The 14,514-nt window shown below is 58.9% G+C and carries 12 protein-coding genes; 11 read left to right on the top strand and 1 reads right to left on the bottom strand.

Translation table 11 applies throughout. The annotated features are described in order from the left end of the window. The first annotated feature begins 563 nt into the window (after positions 1-563). Positions 564-1,124, top strand: coding sequence for a dual specificity protein phosphatase family protein (locus tag AB8B29_RS29155; RefSeq protein WP_092575479.1), 561 nt, complete (start codon positions 564-566; stop codon positions 1,122-1,124). 162 nt (positions 1,125-1,286) lie between these two features. Here AB8B29_RS29155 and AB8B29_RS29150 read toward each other — a convergent pair whose 3' ends face one another. Continuing rightward, complete coding sequence (locus AB8B29_RS29150; protein ID WP_047553297.1) at positions 1,287-1,931, bottom strand: TetR/AcrR family transcriptional regulator; 645 nt, start codon at positions 1,929-1,931, stop codon at positions 1,287-1,289. 114 nt (positions 1,932-2,045) lie between these two features. Between AB8B29_RS29150 and AB8B29_RS29145 the strand changes: the two genes are divergently transcribed. The 10 genes from AB8B29_RS29145 (at position 2,046) to AB8B29_RS29100 (ending at position 14,513) form a co-directional block, all read left to right on the top strand. Continuing rightward, entirely contained in the window at positions 2,046-3,122 is a 1,077-nt protein-coding gene (locus AB8B29_RS29145) for an efflux RND transporter periplasmic adaptor subunit (RefSeq protein WP_167669594.1), read from the top strand. Next, positions 3,122-4,204, top strand: coding sequence for an efflux RND transporter periplasmic adaptor subunit (locus AB8B29_RS29140; protein ID WP_037197082.1), 1,083 nt, complete (start codon positions 3,122-3,124; stop codon positions 4,202-4,204). The genes AB8B29_RS29145 and AB8B29_RS29140 overlap by 1 nt, the downstream gene beginning before the upstream one ends. Then, the gene (locus AB8B29_RS29135; protein ID WP_092575483.1) at positions 4,201-7,272 is read left to right on the top strand and encodes an efflux RND transporter permease subunit; all 3,072 of its coding nucleotides are present in this window, start codon (positions 4,201-4,203) and stop codon (positions 7,270-7,272) included. The genes AB8B29_RS29140 and AB8B29_RS29135 overlap by 4 nt, the downstream gene beginning before the upstream one ends. Positions 7,273-7,467: 195 nt before the next feature. Then, positions 7,468-8,607: an alpha/beta hydrolase gene (locus AB8B29_RS29130; protein ID WP_051963513.1), complete on the top strand. Its 1,140-nt coding sequence runs from the start codon at positions 7,468-7,470 to the stop codon at positions 8,605-8,607. A gap of 198 nt (positions 8,608-8,805) precedes the next feature. After that, positions 8,806-9,843, top strand: coding sequence for a LacI family DNA-binding transcriptional regulator (locus tag AB8B29_RS29125; protein ID WP_439006906.1), 1,038 nt, complete (start codon positions 8,806-8,808; stop codon positions 9,841-9,843). A 39-nt stretch (positions 9,844-9,882) separates the two neighbouring features. Further along, positions 9,883-10,833, top strand: coding sequence for a substrate-binding domain-containing protein (locus AB8B29_RS29120; RefSeq protein ID WP_092575486.1), 951 nt, complete (start codon positions 9,883-9,885; stop codon positions 10,831-10,833). Further along, a complete protein-coding gene (locus AB8B29_RS29115) occupies positions 10,830-11,639 on the top strand; it encodes an ATP-binding cassette domain-containing protein (RefSeq protein ID WP_037197078.1) in 810 nt (269 codons plus the stop codon). Before AB8B29_RS29120 ends, AB8B29_RS29115 begins: the two co-directional genes overlap by 4 nt. After that, positions 11,636-12,640 carry an ABC transporter permease gene (locus AB8B29_RS29110; RefSeq protein ID WP_092575489.1) on the top strand — a complete coding sequence of 335 codons (1,005 nt, stop codon included), beginning with the start codon at positions 11,636-11,638 and terminating at the stop codon, positions 12,638-12,640. Before AB8B29_RS29115 ends, AB8B29_RS29110 begins: the two co-directional genes overlap by 4 nt. Position 12,641: 1 nt before the next feature. Beyond that, on the top strand, positions 12,642-13,712 hold the full coding sequence (locus AB8B29_RS29105; protein ID WP_208865029.1) for a phosphotriesterase family protein: 1,071 nt from the start codon (positions 12,642-12,644) through the stop codon (positions 13,710-13,712). A gap of 30 nt (positions 13,713-13,742) precedes the next feature. After that, positions 13,743-14,513, top strand: coding sequence for a glutamine amidotransferase (locus AB8B29_RS29100; protein ID WP_092575492.1), 771 nt, complete (start codon positions 13,743-13,745; stop codon positions 14,511-14,513). Position 14,514: the final 1 nt, after the last annotated feature.

Genomic DNA, 14,514 nt, shown 5'->3' with positions numbered 1-14,514 from the left:
AAAAGCGTCGCAACCTGCGCAAGACGGCCAAGGAACTGTGCTTGTTGTCGAAGACACAGGTCCCGGCATCCGGCCGGAGGAATCCGAAGCGGTTTTAAGGCGATTTTATAGAGCAGAACGCAGCAGGCACTCTCCGGGTAACGGGCCGGCCTCAGTCTGGTTGCGGCAATCGCGTGACTTCACAACATGGATCTGGCCATCGACCAGTGACCTGCGGGATCGCGCATTCGTCTCATCACGCGTTGACCGAATACGAACCCAAAATCATCGCAAGCGCATATTGCAAGACGCAAACAGCGGCTTTCTTCCTTCAGTCGCCGTTCCCGTGCGGACACCACTGGCTACGATAGCGCTTGAGCTCCAAGCTATACTTACGAAAATGTAAGAATATTACCGCCTTGAGGACATAATGATCTGCGAAGCTTGCGAACTTTCGATGTCCTGCATCTTTCGACGGCAGGAGCCGATGCAAGCAGCGAAGATCAAGAAAGAGTACCGGCATCGGTTCGCCTCAGCATCGGGCGGCGTCATACTGGATTTTCCGCAGAAACGAGAATGAGACCATGATCAAACTACTAAAGACATCTATTTGGATCGCCGGTATCTCGATGGTGCTTCTCGGCTCGCATCTGAGTGCGATCCAGCTTACGGATAATTTCGACGAGGTGGTGCCGGGTCAGCTCTATCGTTCCGCGCAGCCTTCCCAGGCCGATATTGACAATTATGTGAAGCACTATGGTATCCGGACCATCATCAACCTTAGAGGCAGGAGCGACGCCCTTTGGTATAAGGACGAGATCGGTGCCTCACAGCATGCCGGTATCTCCCATATTGATTTTGCGTTGCCACCATCTAAGGAAGTAACACCAGCGCAGGCCAACCGGCTAGTCGCCATTCTGCGCGATTCACCAAAGCCGATCCTTGTTCATTGTGAAACCGGTGCCGACCCTACCGGCCTCGTGTCGGCCATTTATCTTCAGCAAATCGCGGGTGTTGACGAGAAAAAGGCGGAAGGGCAGCTATCGATCCTCTATGGTCACTTAGGGATCCCCTATCTTTCGTCCACCTATGCGATGGACGAAAGCTGGGAGCAGCTTGAAAAGCGCTTTGGGCTGAAAAGCTAGGAGCAGGTTGCTTGGTGCTGGATACTTGCAACGGACTTTTATGGCGCTTCTCGTTCCGGTAGGGCTATGGGTTTGTTCAAGAAGCTCCGGAACCGGCCGCGCTTATCCCATTGCCGACCTTCAGCGCTCGTGGCGGGCGGCGTAATCGGCACCCTGTGAACCCTATTTTATTGTGCGCTCGGCTCGTGTCACCATCCCGTTGAGAAGCAGGTCAACGTGTCCGTCGATGAAGGCTTTTACGTCGCGAGGTTTTCGATCGGCGAACAACATGTACCAAAAGCTCAGCATTATCGCAGGACTGAGGGTAAGTTCGGGGATTTGCAAAGCAGCAGAAGCCCGCAGTTCGCCGGCGGCTACTCCCTCTTCGAAGAGCTCTCTTGCTGCATCGAACATTGGCGCGATGGTCTCTTCATAGTGGCGATCAACCACCTGCGGAAACCGCGACCCTTCTGATATGATGAAGCGCAGCATTTCTCTCGATCTGCGGTCGAGGACGATCCGTTCGTAAAAGAAATAGAAGAATGCCTTGATGCGGTCCGCATAAGGGCCGGTGAGCGTCTTCAGCTGAGCTCTTATATCGGCAAACGGAACCGCCATGTGCTTGAACATTGCCTCGAAAAGAACCTCTTTCGTCTCAAAATAGAAATACACTGTTCCTTTGGTCACTCCGACCCGAGCAGCGATATCTTCGACGCGGGTTGCCACATAGCCATGAGCAACGAATTCCTCAAAAGCGGCGTCCAGGATCTCCAACGGCCTGGCAGCCTTTCGCTGCGCACGCACCCCGAGCTTTTTTTTCTCCGCCATTATCCCTCCGACAGGCATTCCAATGCTGACGAGAAACCATCTCATTGACTAATCGGTTAGTCAAGTTTATCTGTCCGAAAACGTAAAGTGGTTCGGTGTTCGATCGGGGCCTTCATGGGAATTTCCAGAAATCTAATCTGGCTGGCGATGTCGGCAGCCATTCTTTCGTCATGTAGCGAAAAAAGCGGTGATCACTCCGCTGTCAGCCGGGAAGTGCGCACCGTGAGCGCCGAGCTCTCCAGCTATGCCTCCAATACGGCGGTGACCGGCGAGGTCAGAGCGCGGATTCAATCGGAATTGTCTTTCCGCGTCAGCGGCCGGATCATTGAGCGATCGGTGGACGTCGGTTCCAAGGTGAAGGCCGGTCAGGTTCTGGCGAAGATCGATCCCCAGGAGCAGCAAGCGGATGTCGATGTCGCAACGGCGAGCCTCCATTCGGCCGAAGCTCAGCTGATGCAGGCCCAACTTGCCTCGGATCGCCAGAAAAGTCTTTTCGCAAATCAAGTGACGACCCGCGCCAGCTATGACGCGGCGCAGGAAGCGCTTCTGACTGCGCAAGGCACGCTCGACGCGGCGCAGGCTCAGCTCGGGACCGCCAGGGACGCGCTTTCGTTCACGGAGTTGCGGGCAGATGCGGATGGTGTGATTACGGCACGCAATGCCGAGGTAGGGCAGGTGGCACAAGCCGCCCAGTCGGTGTTTACGCTTGCCCATGACGGACCGCGCGATGCGGTCTTTAACGTATTCGAATCGCTGTTCCTTCAAAAGTCCAAAGCGGATGTTCAGGTAAGCCTTCTGTCGAGCCCCGAAAAACGGATATCGGTGCCCGTTCGCGAGGTGTCTCCCACGATCGATTCCGCCACGGGCACGATCCGCGTGAAAGTGGGCCTCGATAAAAGCGGCGACGGCATGCCGCTCGGTGCGGTGGTCGTCGGCACGTTCACGGCGCAGCCACGCCAGGCGATCCTGCTGCCATGGAGCGCAATGACCTCGAGCGGCGGCACGCCTGCCGTCTGGGTTGTCGATCCATCCAAGCAGACGGTCTCGATGAAGAAGATCGATGTCGCGGAGTATCAAACGGGCAAGTTCGCCGTCAGCAGCGGTCTTGAGCCGAAGGAGCTGGTCGTCGTTGAAGGAGGCAAGTTCCTCCGGCCCGGGCAGCAGGTATCGGCCACACCGGAGACGAAATAATGAATAAACGCTCGATCATCGCGATCTCCGCAATAGCCGTCGCCCTTGCCTCCTGCGGGCAGAAAACCGATGCTCCACCGGAGAAAATCCGTCCACTGTTGTCGGTCGTGGTACAGCCGCAAGCGGCCGCCACTCTGAAGCTGGCAGGCGTCGTACAGCCCCGCATTCAAACCGATCTCGGCTTCAGGGTACTCGGCCGCCTCATTGCCAGAGAGGTCGGGGTTGGAGACGTCGTCACCAAGGGACAAGTCGTCGCCGCCATCGACCCGTTGTCGCTGCAGCTCGCGGTTCGCAGCGCGCAGGCCGATCTTTCGAACAGCCAGGCGCAATTGGCCAACGCCTCCACGACCGCGCAACGGCAGCAGGCGCTTGCGGACGCGAAATCCGGCAGCGAGGCAGCTCTCGAGAGCGCACAGCAGGCCGAGAAAACCGCCAGCGCCGCCGTTGCCAAGGCGCAGGCTAATCTTGCAAAGGCGGAAGAACAGCTTGGATATGCGCAGTTGAAAGCCGAGTTCGATGGTGTCGTCACGGCGGCATCGGCGGAAGTCGGACAGGTGGTGTCCGCGGGAGATACCGTTCTGACGGTCGCCCAGCCGGACCTCCGCGACGTGGTCGTCGATATTCCGGAAGCCGACATGCAGGGTCTGAAGATGGGCTCGCCGTTCGAGATCGCCCTTCAGCTCGACACCACCATTCGCGCCAGCGGCACGGTTCGCGAGATCGCTCCGGAAGCCGAGGCGGCAACCCGCACGCAGCGTATCAAGATCGGTCTGAACAATCCGCCGTCGGCCTTCCGGCTCGGCTCGGTCGTCACCGTCACGGCAACGACCGATGCCTCGCCGACGATCTCCGTCCCGCCACCGGCAATTCTGCAGAAAGATGGCAAGGCGAGCGTCTGGGTCGTCGATCCGGAGAAAAAAACCGTTTCGCTGCACTCGGTGGAAATCGCAAAACCGGATGGCGACGAAAGCCCGGTCACCGTTCTGTCGGGGCTGAAGCCCGGCGACCGTATCGCGATAGCCGGTGTCAATCACCTCTCCGAAGGCCAGCAAGTCAGAATTAATCAGGAGACGACCCCTTGAAGACGTTTAACCTCTCCGATTGGGCGCTCGAGCATCGCTCCCTCGTCTGGTATTTCATGATCGTCTTCATCATCGCCGGGGTTTTCTCCTACGTCAGCCTGGGACGCGAGGAAGATCCGAATTTCACGATCAAGACGATGGTCATCCAGGCCCAATGGCCGGGCGCATCCGCCGAGGATGTGACGAAGCAGGTCACCGATCGCATCGAAAAGAAGCTTCAGGAACTGCCGTCGCTCGATGTGACGCGCAGTATCACGACCGCCGGACAGACGATTGTCTTTGTCGACCTCCTCGCAACAACGAAAGCGAAGGATGTCGCCGGAACCTGGGTGCGCATCCGCAACATGATCGCCGATATCAAGGGCGACTTCCCGTCCGGCGTCGTCGGGCCGTTCTTCAACGACCGGTTCGGTGATGTCTTCGGCAACATCTTTGCCTTCACCAGCGACGGTCTCTCGCAGCGACAGCTGCGCGACCGGGTCGAGGACGCCCGTTCGAAGATCCTGACTGTGCCCAATGTCGGTAAAGTGGACGTCATCGGCGCTCAGGACGAGGCAATCTACCTGGAATTCTCGACCCGCAAGATCGCAGCTCTCGGCATCGATCGGCAAGCTGTGATTTCGACGTTGCAAGCGCAGAACGCAGTGACGGCGTCGGGCTTTGTGGAAGCTGGCCCCGAGCGCATCGCTTTGCGCGTCGGAGGGCAGTTCACGTCCGAGGAGAGCCTGCGCGCCATCAACCTTCGCGTCAACGATCGCTTCTTCCCGTTGACGGATATCGCGACGATCAAGCGCGGCTATGTCGATCCGCCGTCTTCGCTCTTCCGTTTCAACGGACAGCCGGCAATCGGTCTGGCGATCGGCATGAAGGACGGATCGAACCTGCTGGAATTCGGCAAGGCCCTCGAAAAGGAGATGGGCGTCATCGTCGGCGATTTGCCTATCGGCGTCGACGTCCATCAAGTGTCCGATCAGCCGGCCGTGGTCGATGAGGCGGTTTCGGGCTTTACACGCGCACTGTTCGAAGCGATCGTCATCGTTCTTGCCATCAGCTTTATCAGCCTCGGGCTTCGCGCCGGTCTCGTGGTGGCGATCTCGATCCCCTTGGTGCTGGCGATTACCTTCCTGGTCATGGCCTATTCGGGAATATCGCTGCAGCGTATCTCCTTGGGCGCGCTTATCATCGCGCTTGGCCTTCTCGTCGACGATGCCATGATCGCGGTGGAAATGATGGTGGCGCGGCTGGAATTGGGAGACGACCTGCGCAAGGCAGCCACTTACGTCTACACCTCCACCGCCTTTCCGATGCTGACCGGCACGCTGGTTACGGTCGCCGGCTTCATTCCGATCGGCCTCAACGACAGCGCCGCCGGTGAATTCACCTTTACGCTATTCGTCGTCATTGCTGTCTCGCTCCTCGTCTCCTGGATCGTGGCGGTCCTGTTCACGCCGCTGCTCGGTGTCAGCATCCTGCCGAAAACGATGAAGCAGCATCACGAGAAGAAGGGCAGGTTCGCGTCGATCTTTGCGGCCGCGCTCGATCTCGCCATGCGCTTCCGCTACGTCACGATCATCATCACGGTTGCCGCTTTTGGGCTTTCCGTCGCCGGAATGGGCTTCGTCCAGCAGCAGTTCTTTCCGTCTTCCGACCGGCCCGAGCTCGTAGTCGACTGGAATCTGCCGCAAAACAGCTCGATCGGCGAGACGAATCGCCAGATGGCGCAGTTCGAAAAGGACATGCTGGTCGGAAATCAGTCGATCGACCATTGGTCCAGTTATGTCGGCCAGGGCGCCCCGCGCTTCCTGTTGTCGTTCGATGTTCAGCCCGCCGACGTCAGCTTCGGCCAGACGGTCATCGTCACCAAGGGGCTGGACGTGCGTGACAAGGTTCGGGCCGATCTTCAGGCCTATCTCAACAAGACCTTCCCCGGAACGGACGCGTTCGTAAAGCTTCTCGATATCGGCCCGCCGGTCGGCAAGCCCGTGCAGTACAGAGTGAGTGGTCCGGACATTCAGACCGTCCGCGATCTTGCGCAGAAGCTTGCGGGCATCGTCGGCACGAACCCCTCTCTCGCGGCCCTGACCTTCGATTGGAATGAGCCCGCACGTGTCGTCAAGGTCGATGTTCTTCAGGACAAGGCACGGCAGCTTGGGGTGACGTCAGAGGACATCTCAACGGCGCTCAACGGTATTGTCGAGGGCTCCAGCACCACGCAAGTCCGTGACGACATCTATCTCGTCGATGTGATCGGCCGCGCCCAGGGATCGGAACGCGGATCTATCGACACGTTGCAGAACCTGCAATTGCCTGGCTCCAATGGCAAATCGGTGCCGCTGTCAGCGGTCGCGACATTCCGCTACGAGCTCGAGCAGCCGGTTGTCTGGCGGCGTAACAGGGTGCCCACGATCACGATCAAGGCCGGCGTCGTCGGCGCGATCCAGCCGGCAACGATCGTCACGCAGCTGGAGCCGAAGGTGGCCGAGTTCGAAAAGACCCTCCCTGTCGGATACTCGGTCGCCGTGGGCGGCGCCGTCGAGGAAAGCGGCAAGGCGCAAGGCCCGATCGCAGCGGTGGCGCCGATGATGTTGTTCGCAATGGCGACCATCCTGATGATCCAGCTTCAGAGCTTCCACCGCCTGTTTCTGGTCTTCGCCGTTGCCCCGCTGGCACTGATCGGCGTCGTCATCGCGCTACTGTCGAGCAATGCGCCCATGGGGTTCGTGGCGATCCTCGGCATTCTCGCACTGATCGGCATTCTGATCCGCAACTCAGTCATCCTGATCGTGCAGATCGAGCATCTAAGAGAGAGCGGCGTGCCCCCCTGGCAAGCCGTCGTCGAGGCGACAGAGCATCGAATGCGGCCGATCCTTTTGACCGCAGCGGCCGCCACGCTCGCGCTGATCCCGATATCGAGGGAAGTGTTCTGGGGACCGATGGCCTACGCCATGATGGGCGGCATCGTGGTCGGCACCGTCCTGACGCTGCTCTTCCTGCCGGCGCTCTATGTCGCGTGGTTCAGGATCAAGCGCACGTCACCCCATGGGAGTGAAGGCGTGCCACACACTTGACGAGGCATAGCGCATCGCCGGTCCGGACGGCGGTGCGCTGGAAATTCCATGTCGCTCGGCCCAACTCGGGCTCGTCGGCACGGGATATGATCCAAGCAGAGGGCTGAAGCTAAGCGAGAACGGTGTCGGCAAAGCTGTTGAGCAGCCGACGTCGGTACAATCCACGAAATAGTGATTTTATCGGATTTCAGCACAATGCAGTTTCTCGCCTCCTTCCGCCGTTTCCCACGGTTGCTTTTCCCGCTTGGCATCCTTCTCATCCTCGGTGCATGTGCCGGACGTCCTGGGCCTGAGGTTCTCAAGGTCGTCTCGGCAAAGAGCGCCGGTACACAAGAAGTTACCCTCTACGCAGCGACGACCAGGACAAAGGACGAGGGAAACGACAACGGGTTTTCCGTGGGACGCGCTGATGATCTGAATTACACCAAATATACGATATCGATCCCGCCGGCTCACAAGGCTTCGACGATCGAATGGCCAAAGGGTGCGCCGAATGCAAAAACCGATTTCGTTGTCACCTCTCAAAGCACACTGACGGCACCGGTCTTTGACAAGGATGTGGCCACCCAACAGATGCGGCACCGGCCCGTCGCCATATTTGTCCATGGCTATAACTATACATTTCAGGAATCGCTTTTCCGGTTGGCGCAAATGGCGGCCGACGCAAAGATGGCCGTGGTTCCGATTCTATTCGCATGGCCGTCGCAAGGGGCATTGACGGGCTACGTCGCCGATCGCGAATCCGTACTCTATTCCCGAGATTATCTCGCCTCGCTTCTGGTCTCGATCTCGGCTGATCGAAACAGCGGGGATATCATCCTGTTTGGGCACAGCATGGGTGGATTTTTGATCATGGAAACCGTGCGGCAGCTCAAGCTCGAAGGCCGGGACGATGTCCTGTCGAAGCTGCGCATCGTGCTGGCCGCACCTGACATCGATGCCGACGTTTTTCGCCGGCAGATGGACGTGATCGGCAAACTGAAGATACCGCTAAACCTGCTTGTTTCGAAAGACGACCGTGCGCTTGCCGCGTCCAGCTTTCTTGATGCCAATCATCCGAGGGTAGGACGTCTGGATATCGATGATCCGCAAGTCAGGGAAGCGGCAGTTAGGTTCGGGGTTAAGGTCATCGACATCACATCCGTCAAAGGATCCGATGGGCTTGGCCATGATCGTTTTGTGAGCCTTGCCAAACTTTATCCGCAACTGGCATCGCTCGATGAGCCGCCCAACCGCAGATCCGCTGGACAGGTCGGCGCCTTCATTTTCGACGCGGCGGGAGCCACGGTCGCCAGCCCCTTCAAATTGGTGAGCAAGGTGTTCGACCCTCAATAGGTGAGTTCCTTGATGCTTATGTTGCATCCGTCGAGCGGCGTGGAGCGAACACCTAAGTCAATGGATCCATTCGTTGGAATGCTTGGCCGACGGACACGCCGTGTTTGTCAATGAATGAACACACAGTGCGGCGCTTGACAGATCCGCGATTGTCAAACAGGATTAGTAAAGCGATTTACTAAAGCGGTTTACAAGACAATGGCGCATGAACGAGCTCCCGGTTTGAAAGATGTGGCGAAAGCCGCCGGGGTATCGGTGACAACCGTCTCGCGCATGCTGAATGGGTCACTCGATCTGCCGGCCGCAACCAAGCAACGCATCGACGAAGCGATCTCCGCGCTAAAATATCAGCCCAACCCTCATGCGCGTCGTTTGAGCCGTGGCCGTTCCGATACGATCGGGCTCGTCGTCCCCGACATCGCGAATCCCTTTTTTGCCACCATGGTTGCCGCCGTCGAGGAGGCAGCCAATGATCTGGGCCTTGCGGTCTCGCTATATGCGACCCTCAATCGCACCGGGCGTGAAGTCGCCTATCTTCGGCTGCTTGAGCATAATCATGTCGACGGCCTTGTTTTCGTGACCAACCATCCGGACGACGGCGAACTGGCGGCACTCATCAATCGAACCGGGAAGGTCATCGTTGTCGACGAAGACGTACCGCTCGCGATGGTGCCCAAACTTTTTTCCGACAACTTGCAGGGTGGTTATCTCGCGGGCCGTCACCTGGCCGAATTCGGTCATCGTAACGTGCTTTTTGTCGGAGGCCCCGACGCGATGATCAGCACGCAGCGCCGCTTCAATGGATTGCGCAGCGGTCTGCAGGAACGGTTTGGCGAGGCATTTTCGATCCGGCGCTATAGCGGCGAATATACGGTCGCGTGCGGCCGGGAGATGGCACGGCGTTTCCTTGAGGAAGGATCCCCTGCGACGGCCATTTTTGCCAGCTCGGACGAAATCGCGATCGGCATGATCGAAGTGCTGCGCGAACACGGCATCTCCATTCCCGATGATCTGTCGATCATCGGTTTCGACGATGTCAGCCCCTTGCATCTCTTTGCACCGCCTTTGACGGCGATCCGCCAGCCGGTGCGTGCCATCGGCCGGCGTGCCCTATCCCTTCTTCTAGAAACAAACTGGCAAGAGAGCGAGGTGCTTGCCACCGAGGAACTCGTGCCGGTCGAAATCGTCGTGCGGAACTCCGTTGCACTGCCGTCGACCCGTAATAAGCAACGGTAACAATAAGCAAAGATAACGAAACCAGAGGATGAGAACATGATGAAACAGATCAGACGTCGGGCGTTCAATACCGCGCTCGCTTTCACAGCCCTTGCCGGTGTCGCCATGAGCGCATCGCTTGCTCATGCCGCGGGCAAGACCTATGCGCTTGTGCAGATCAACCAGCAGGCCCTCTTTTTCAACCAGATCAATGAAGGTGCGCAGAAGGCGGCCGATGCGTCGGGCGACAAGCTGGTCATCTTCAACGCCAACAATGACGCCGCGGCGCAAAACAGCGCCATCGAGACTTATATCCAGCAGAAAGTGGACGGCCTGATCGTTGTCGCCATCGACGTGAACGGTATCATGCCGGCCGTCAAACTGGCCTCCGACGCAGGTATTCCGACCGTCGCGATTGACGCTATCCTGCCGGAGGGCCCACAGAAATCGCAGATCGGCGTCGACAACGGCAAGGCAGGTGCCGACATCGGCGCCCATTTCCTCGACTACGTGAAGAAAAACATGGGCGGCAAGGCAAAGGTCGGAATTGTCGGCGCCTTGAACTCCTATATCCAGAACGTTCGTCAGAAAGGCTTTGAAGACGCCATCAAGGGTGATGGGATCGAGACGGTCGGCGTTGTCGATGGCCAGAATATCCAGGATAACGCGCTGGCTGCCGCCGAAAATCTCATCACCGGCAATCCCGACATGACGGCAATCTACGCGACCGGCGAACCGGCTCTTCTTGGAGCGATCGCCGCCGTCCAAAGCCAAGGCAAGCAAGGTAGCATCAAGGTGTTTGGCTGGGATCTCACCGCACAGGCTATCGCCGGCCTTGATGCGGGCTATGTTGTTGCCGTGGTTCAACAGGATCCGGCAGGCGAAGGCACGGCGGCCGTCGAAGCGCTTGCCAAGCTGACGTCCGGCGGCAGCGTCCAAAAAAGCATCTCCGTGCCGATCACAATCGTGACGAAGGAGAATGTCGAGCCGTACCGGGCTGTTTTCAAATGATCACAGAGAATCGGCCTGTTCATGCCGGAGCCGGGGAGGCGAAAGCCTCCTCGCAGCCTCCCGGCCGATCGATGCCGACGCCGGCCGTCTCCTTGCGGGGCATCCGAAAGACTTTCGGCTCGCATCAGGCGCTCCGCGGCGTTGATCTTGATCTTTTTCCCGGCGAGTGCCTCGGCCTTGTGGGCGATAACGCCGCAGGCAAGTCAACGCTTACTAAGATTATCTCCGGCACTTATCTGCCGGATGAGGGGACGATTTCATTGAACGGCGAAGAGGTCCGCCTTTCCGGTCCGGCGGACGCTCGCGACCGCCATATCGAGATGGTTTTCCAGGACTTAAGCCTCTGCGATCATATCGATGTCGTCGGCAATCTCTTCCTCGGGCGCGAGCTGACCAGGGGGCCGTTTCTTGACCGCAAGAGAATGTTGGTCGAGGCTCGCGGGATGTTGGATGCCTTGGAAATCCGCATTCCGCGCCTTTCGGCCAAGGTCGAGAAACTGTCCGGCGGCCAGCGCCAGGCGATCGCGATTGCGCGCGCTGCCTCTTTCAATCCGCAGGTTCTGATCATGGATGAGCCAACATCGGCTCTGGCAGTGGCTGAGGTCGAGGCGGTCCTTTCCCTGATCAATCGGGTCAAGGCCAAAGGCGTTTCCGTCGTCCTCATCACCCATCGCCTGCAGGATCTCTTCAGGGTCTGTGACAGGATCGCGGTCATGTACGAGGGTACCAAGGTCGCCGAGCGCGATATCGGTAAGACCAATCTCGAGGATCTCGTTAAGCTCATCGTCGGGGGAGAAGGACATTGACCCTCTATACCGAACGCGCCAAGGGTTCGCCGCTGGCCGATTTCTTCGGCGAGCATGCCCAGGTTCTATCCATCGCCTTTTTCTTCCTGGCCTGCCTCGTCTTCTTTTCGCTGACGACCACCACCTTCATGACCGCCGGCAATATTCTCAACATCGTGCGTCAGGCCGCCCCCATTCTCATCGTGGCGATCGCGATGACCATGGTCATCGTCACCGGGGGCATCGACCTGTCGGTCGGCTCCATGCTGGCGCTCATAAATGCGGTTGCCGCGATCACGCTCGCCACGGGCCTGCCCTGGCCCCTCGTGTCGCTCGGCATGCTTCTGTTCGGCGGTATTATTGGCCTGCTGCAGGGCTGGTTCATTGCCTATCAGGACATTCCGGCCTTCATCGTCACCCTGGCCGGGCTCTCCATCCTGCGCGGCGTGGCACTCTATCTGACGCAGGGCTATTCGATCCCCATCAATGACGTCCCGGGCTTCTTCTACATGGGGCGCGGCGAACTGGCGGGCTTTCCCGTGCCGGCGCTGATCGCAATCGTCATTGCGGTCTTCGGCTATGTCGTCATTGCGGCCACGAAATACGGCCGGCAGATCGTGGCGGTCGGTTCCAACATGGAGGCGGCTCGCCGTGTCGGCATGCCCGCCAAATGGATCGTTGCCTCGGTCTATCTAGTATCGGGCCTTGCGTCCGCGCTGGCCGGATTGTTGATCGCGGCGCGTCTCGGTTCCGGCTCGTCGAATGCCGCCGTCGGTTTCGAACTGCAGGTGATTGCGGCGGTTGTCCTCGGGGGCACGTCATTGATGGGCGGGCGTGGGACGATGATCGGCACGGTGCTCGGGACCATGACCATCGCCGTCATCGGCAACGGCCTGATCCTGATGCATATTTCGCCCTTCTTCACCCAGATCGTCACCGGCGCGATCATCCTCGTCGCCATCTGGCTCAACACTCGCATCTTCACCACCAATTTCCGGTTCGCCCGCAAGAGGAAAGCCTGACATGAAGATCGACGAGCTTTCACCAGGTCATGTGCGCTCCGGCATGGTAATGACCGTGGACGGACCAATTCCGGTATCCGACCTCGGCGTCACGCTGATGCACGAGCATATCCTCAACGATTGCCGCTGCTGGTGGCATGCGCCGAAGACGCCCGAACGGCAATACCTTGCCGAAGGCTTCGTCTGCATGGAAATCTTGAGTGAGCTTCGGCAGGATCCCTTCGTCAACAAGCATAATATTACGCTCGATGATGAAAAGCTTGCTGTCACCGAGCTTCAGGATTTCGCGGGGCTTGGCGGCCAGACCGTCGTCGAACCTACCTGCCAGGGCATCGGACGGGATCCGCTGGCGATGCGGCGCATATCGAAGGCGAGGGGATTGAACATTGTCATGGGGGCCGGCTTCTATCTCGGCTCCTCGCATCCGGCAAGGGTCGCCGACATGTCGGTCGGTGATATCGCCGACGAAATCGTCCTTGAAGCCACGGTCGGGGCGGACAATACCGATGTCAGGATCGGCCTCATCGGCGAGATCGGCGTCTCTTCCGACTTTACCGCGCAGGAGGAAAAGTCGCTGCGTGGCGCAGCGCAGGCGCAGACACGCACCGGCCTGCCCCTCATGGTGCATTTGCCCGGCTGGTTTCGTTTGGGTCACAAGGTCCTCGACATCGTCTCGTCCGAGGGCGCTGATCTCAGGCATACCGTCCTTTGCCACATGAACCCGTCGCATGACGATCTCACCTATCAGTCGGAGCTGGCCGCCCGCGGCGCCTTCCTCGAATACGACATGATCGGCATGGATTTCTTCTATGCCGACCAGCAGGTGCAGTGCCCGAGCGATGAGGAGGTGGCCCGCGCGATCGTCAAATTGGTCGAGATGGGCCATGCCGGCCGGATACTGCTGTCGCACGACGTCTTCTTGAAGATGATGCTCAAGCATTATGGCGGCAACGGCTATGCCTATATCCTGCGCCACTTCCTGCCGCGACTGAAGCGTCACGGCTTGGATGACAAGATGCTCGACATTTTCATGCGCGCCAATCCACGGTCGGTCTTCGAAGCGACGATCTAACCATCAAGAAAAAACAGAAATGGAAACATCATGACGAAGAAGGTTCTTCTGGTCGGCGAAAGCTGGGTCAGTTCGGCGACGCACTACAAAGGGTTCGACCAATTCGGAAGCGTCACTTTTCATCTCGGCGCCGAGCCGCTCGTCAAGGCTCTCGCAGGCAGCGAGTATGAGTTGACCTATATGCCCGCCCACGAAGCGGTCGAAAAGCTGCCCTTCGAGATGGCGGGACTTGACGTCTATGATGCCATCATCCTTTCCGATATCGGTGCGAATTCTCTTCTTCTGCCACCGGACGTCTGGCTGCATTCCAAGACCGTGCCGAACCGCCTGAAGCTGCTCAAGGCCTGGGTCGAGAAGGGCGGCGGCCTGCTGATGGTCGGCGGCTACTTTTCGTTCCAGGGGATCGACGGCAAGGCCCGCTGGCGTCGCACCGCCGTCGAGGATGTGCTGCCGGTCACATGCCTGCCTTATGACGACCGCGTCGAAATCCCGGAAGGGACCATGGCCGTCATCGAAAAGCCGGATCATGCGACCGTCACCGGCATGCCGAAGGAATGGCCTCTGCTCCTGGGTGTCAATGAGGTCGAGGTGCGGGAACGGGCCGACATCGAAGTCATTGCCCGCCTGCCGGACGACCAAGGCGGCCATCCGCTGCTCGTCACAGGCAAATTCGGCAAGGGCCGCACGGCTGCGTGGACGTCGGATATCGGGCCGCACTGGCTATCGCCGGCCTTCTGCGAATGGGAGGGTTACGGACGCCTTTGGAAGAACATTCTCGGTTGGCTGACCGAGAGGTCGTAGG

This window comes from Rhizobium sp. 11_C7_N12_5, assembly GCF_051811145.1.
GTDB lineage: Bacteria > Pseudomonadota > Alphaproteobacteria > Rhizobiales > Rhizobiaceae > Rhizobium > Rhizobium lusitanum.
Note: the sequence above shows the minus strand (reverse complement) of the source record. Positions and strands in the feature narration are given on the sequence as shown.

Bases quoted from the DNA above. Each gene is read 5' to 3' on its own strand.
- AB8B29_RS29120 (WP_092575486.1), top strand. From the start codon at position 9,883: ATGAAACAGATCAGACGTCGGGCGTTCAATACCGCGCTCGCTTTCACA.
- AB8B29_RS29130 (WP_051963513.1), top strand. From the start codon at position 7,468: ATGCAGTTTCTCGCCTCCTTCCGCCGTTTCCCACGGTTGCTTTTCCCG.
- AB8B29_RS29100 (WP_092575492.1), top strand. From the start codon at position 13,743: ATGACGAAGAAGGTTCTTCTGGTCGGCGAAAGCTGGGTCAGTTCGGCG.
- AB8B29_RS29140 (WP_037197082.1), top strand. From the start codon at position 3,122: ATGAATAAACGCTCGATCATCGCGATCTCCGCAATAGCCGTCGCCCTT.
- AB8B29_RS29105 (WP_208865029.1), top strand. From the start codon at position 12,642: ATGAAGATCGACGAGCTTTCACCAGGTCATGTGCGCTCCGGCATGGTA.
- AB8B29_RS29125 (WP_439006906.1), top strand. From the start codon at position 8,806: ATGGCGCATGAACGAGCTCCCGGTTTGAAAGATGTGGCGAAAGCCGCC.
- AB8B29_RS29155 (WP_092575479.1), top strand. From the start codon at position 564: ATGATCAAACTACTAAAGACATCTATTTGGATCGCCGGTATCTCGATG.
- AB8B29_RS29150 (WP_047553297.1), bottom strand. From the start codon at position 1,931: ATGGCGGAGAAAAAAAAGCTCGGGGTGCGTGCGCAGCGAAAGGCTGCC.
- AB8B29_RS29115 (WP_037197078.1), top strand. From the start codon at position 10,830: ATGATCACAGAGAATCGGCCTGTTCATGCCGGAGCCGGGGAGGCGAAA.
- AB8B29_RS29145 (WP_167669594.1), top strand. From the start codon at position 2,046: ATGGGAATTTCCAGAAATCTAATCTGGCTGGCGATGTCGGCAGCCATT.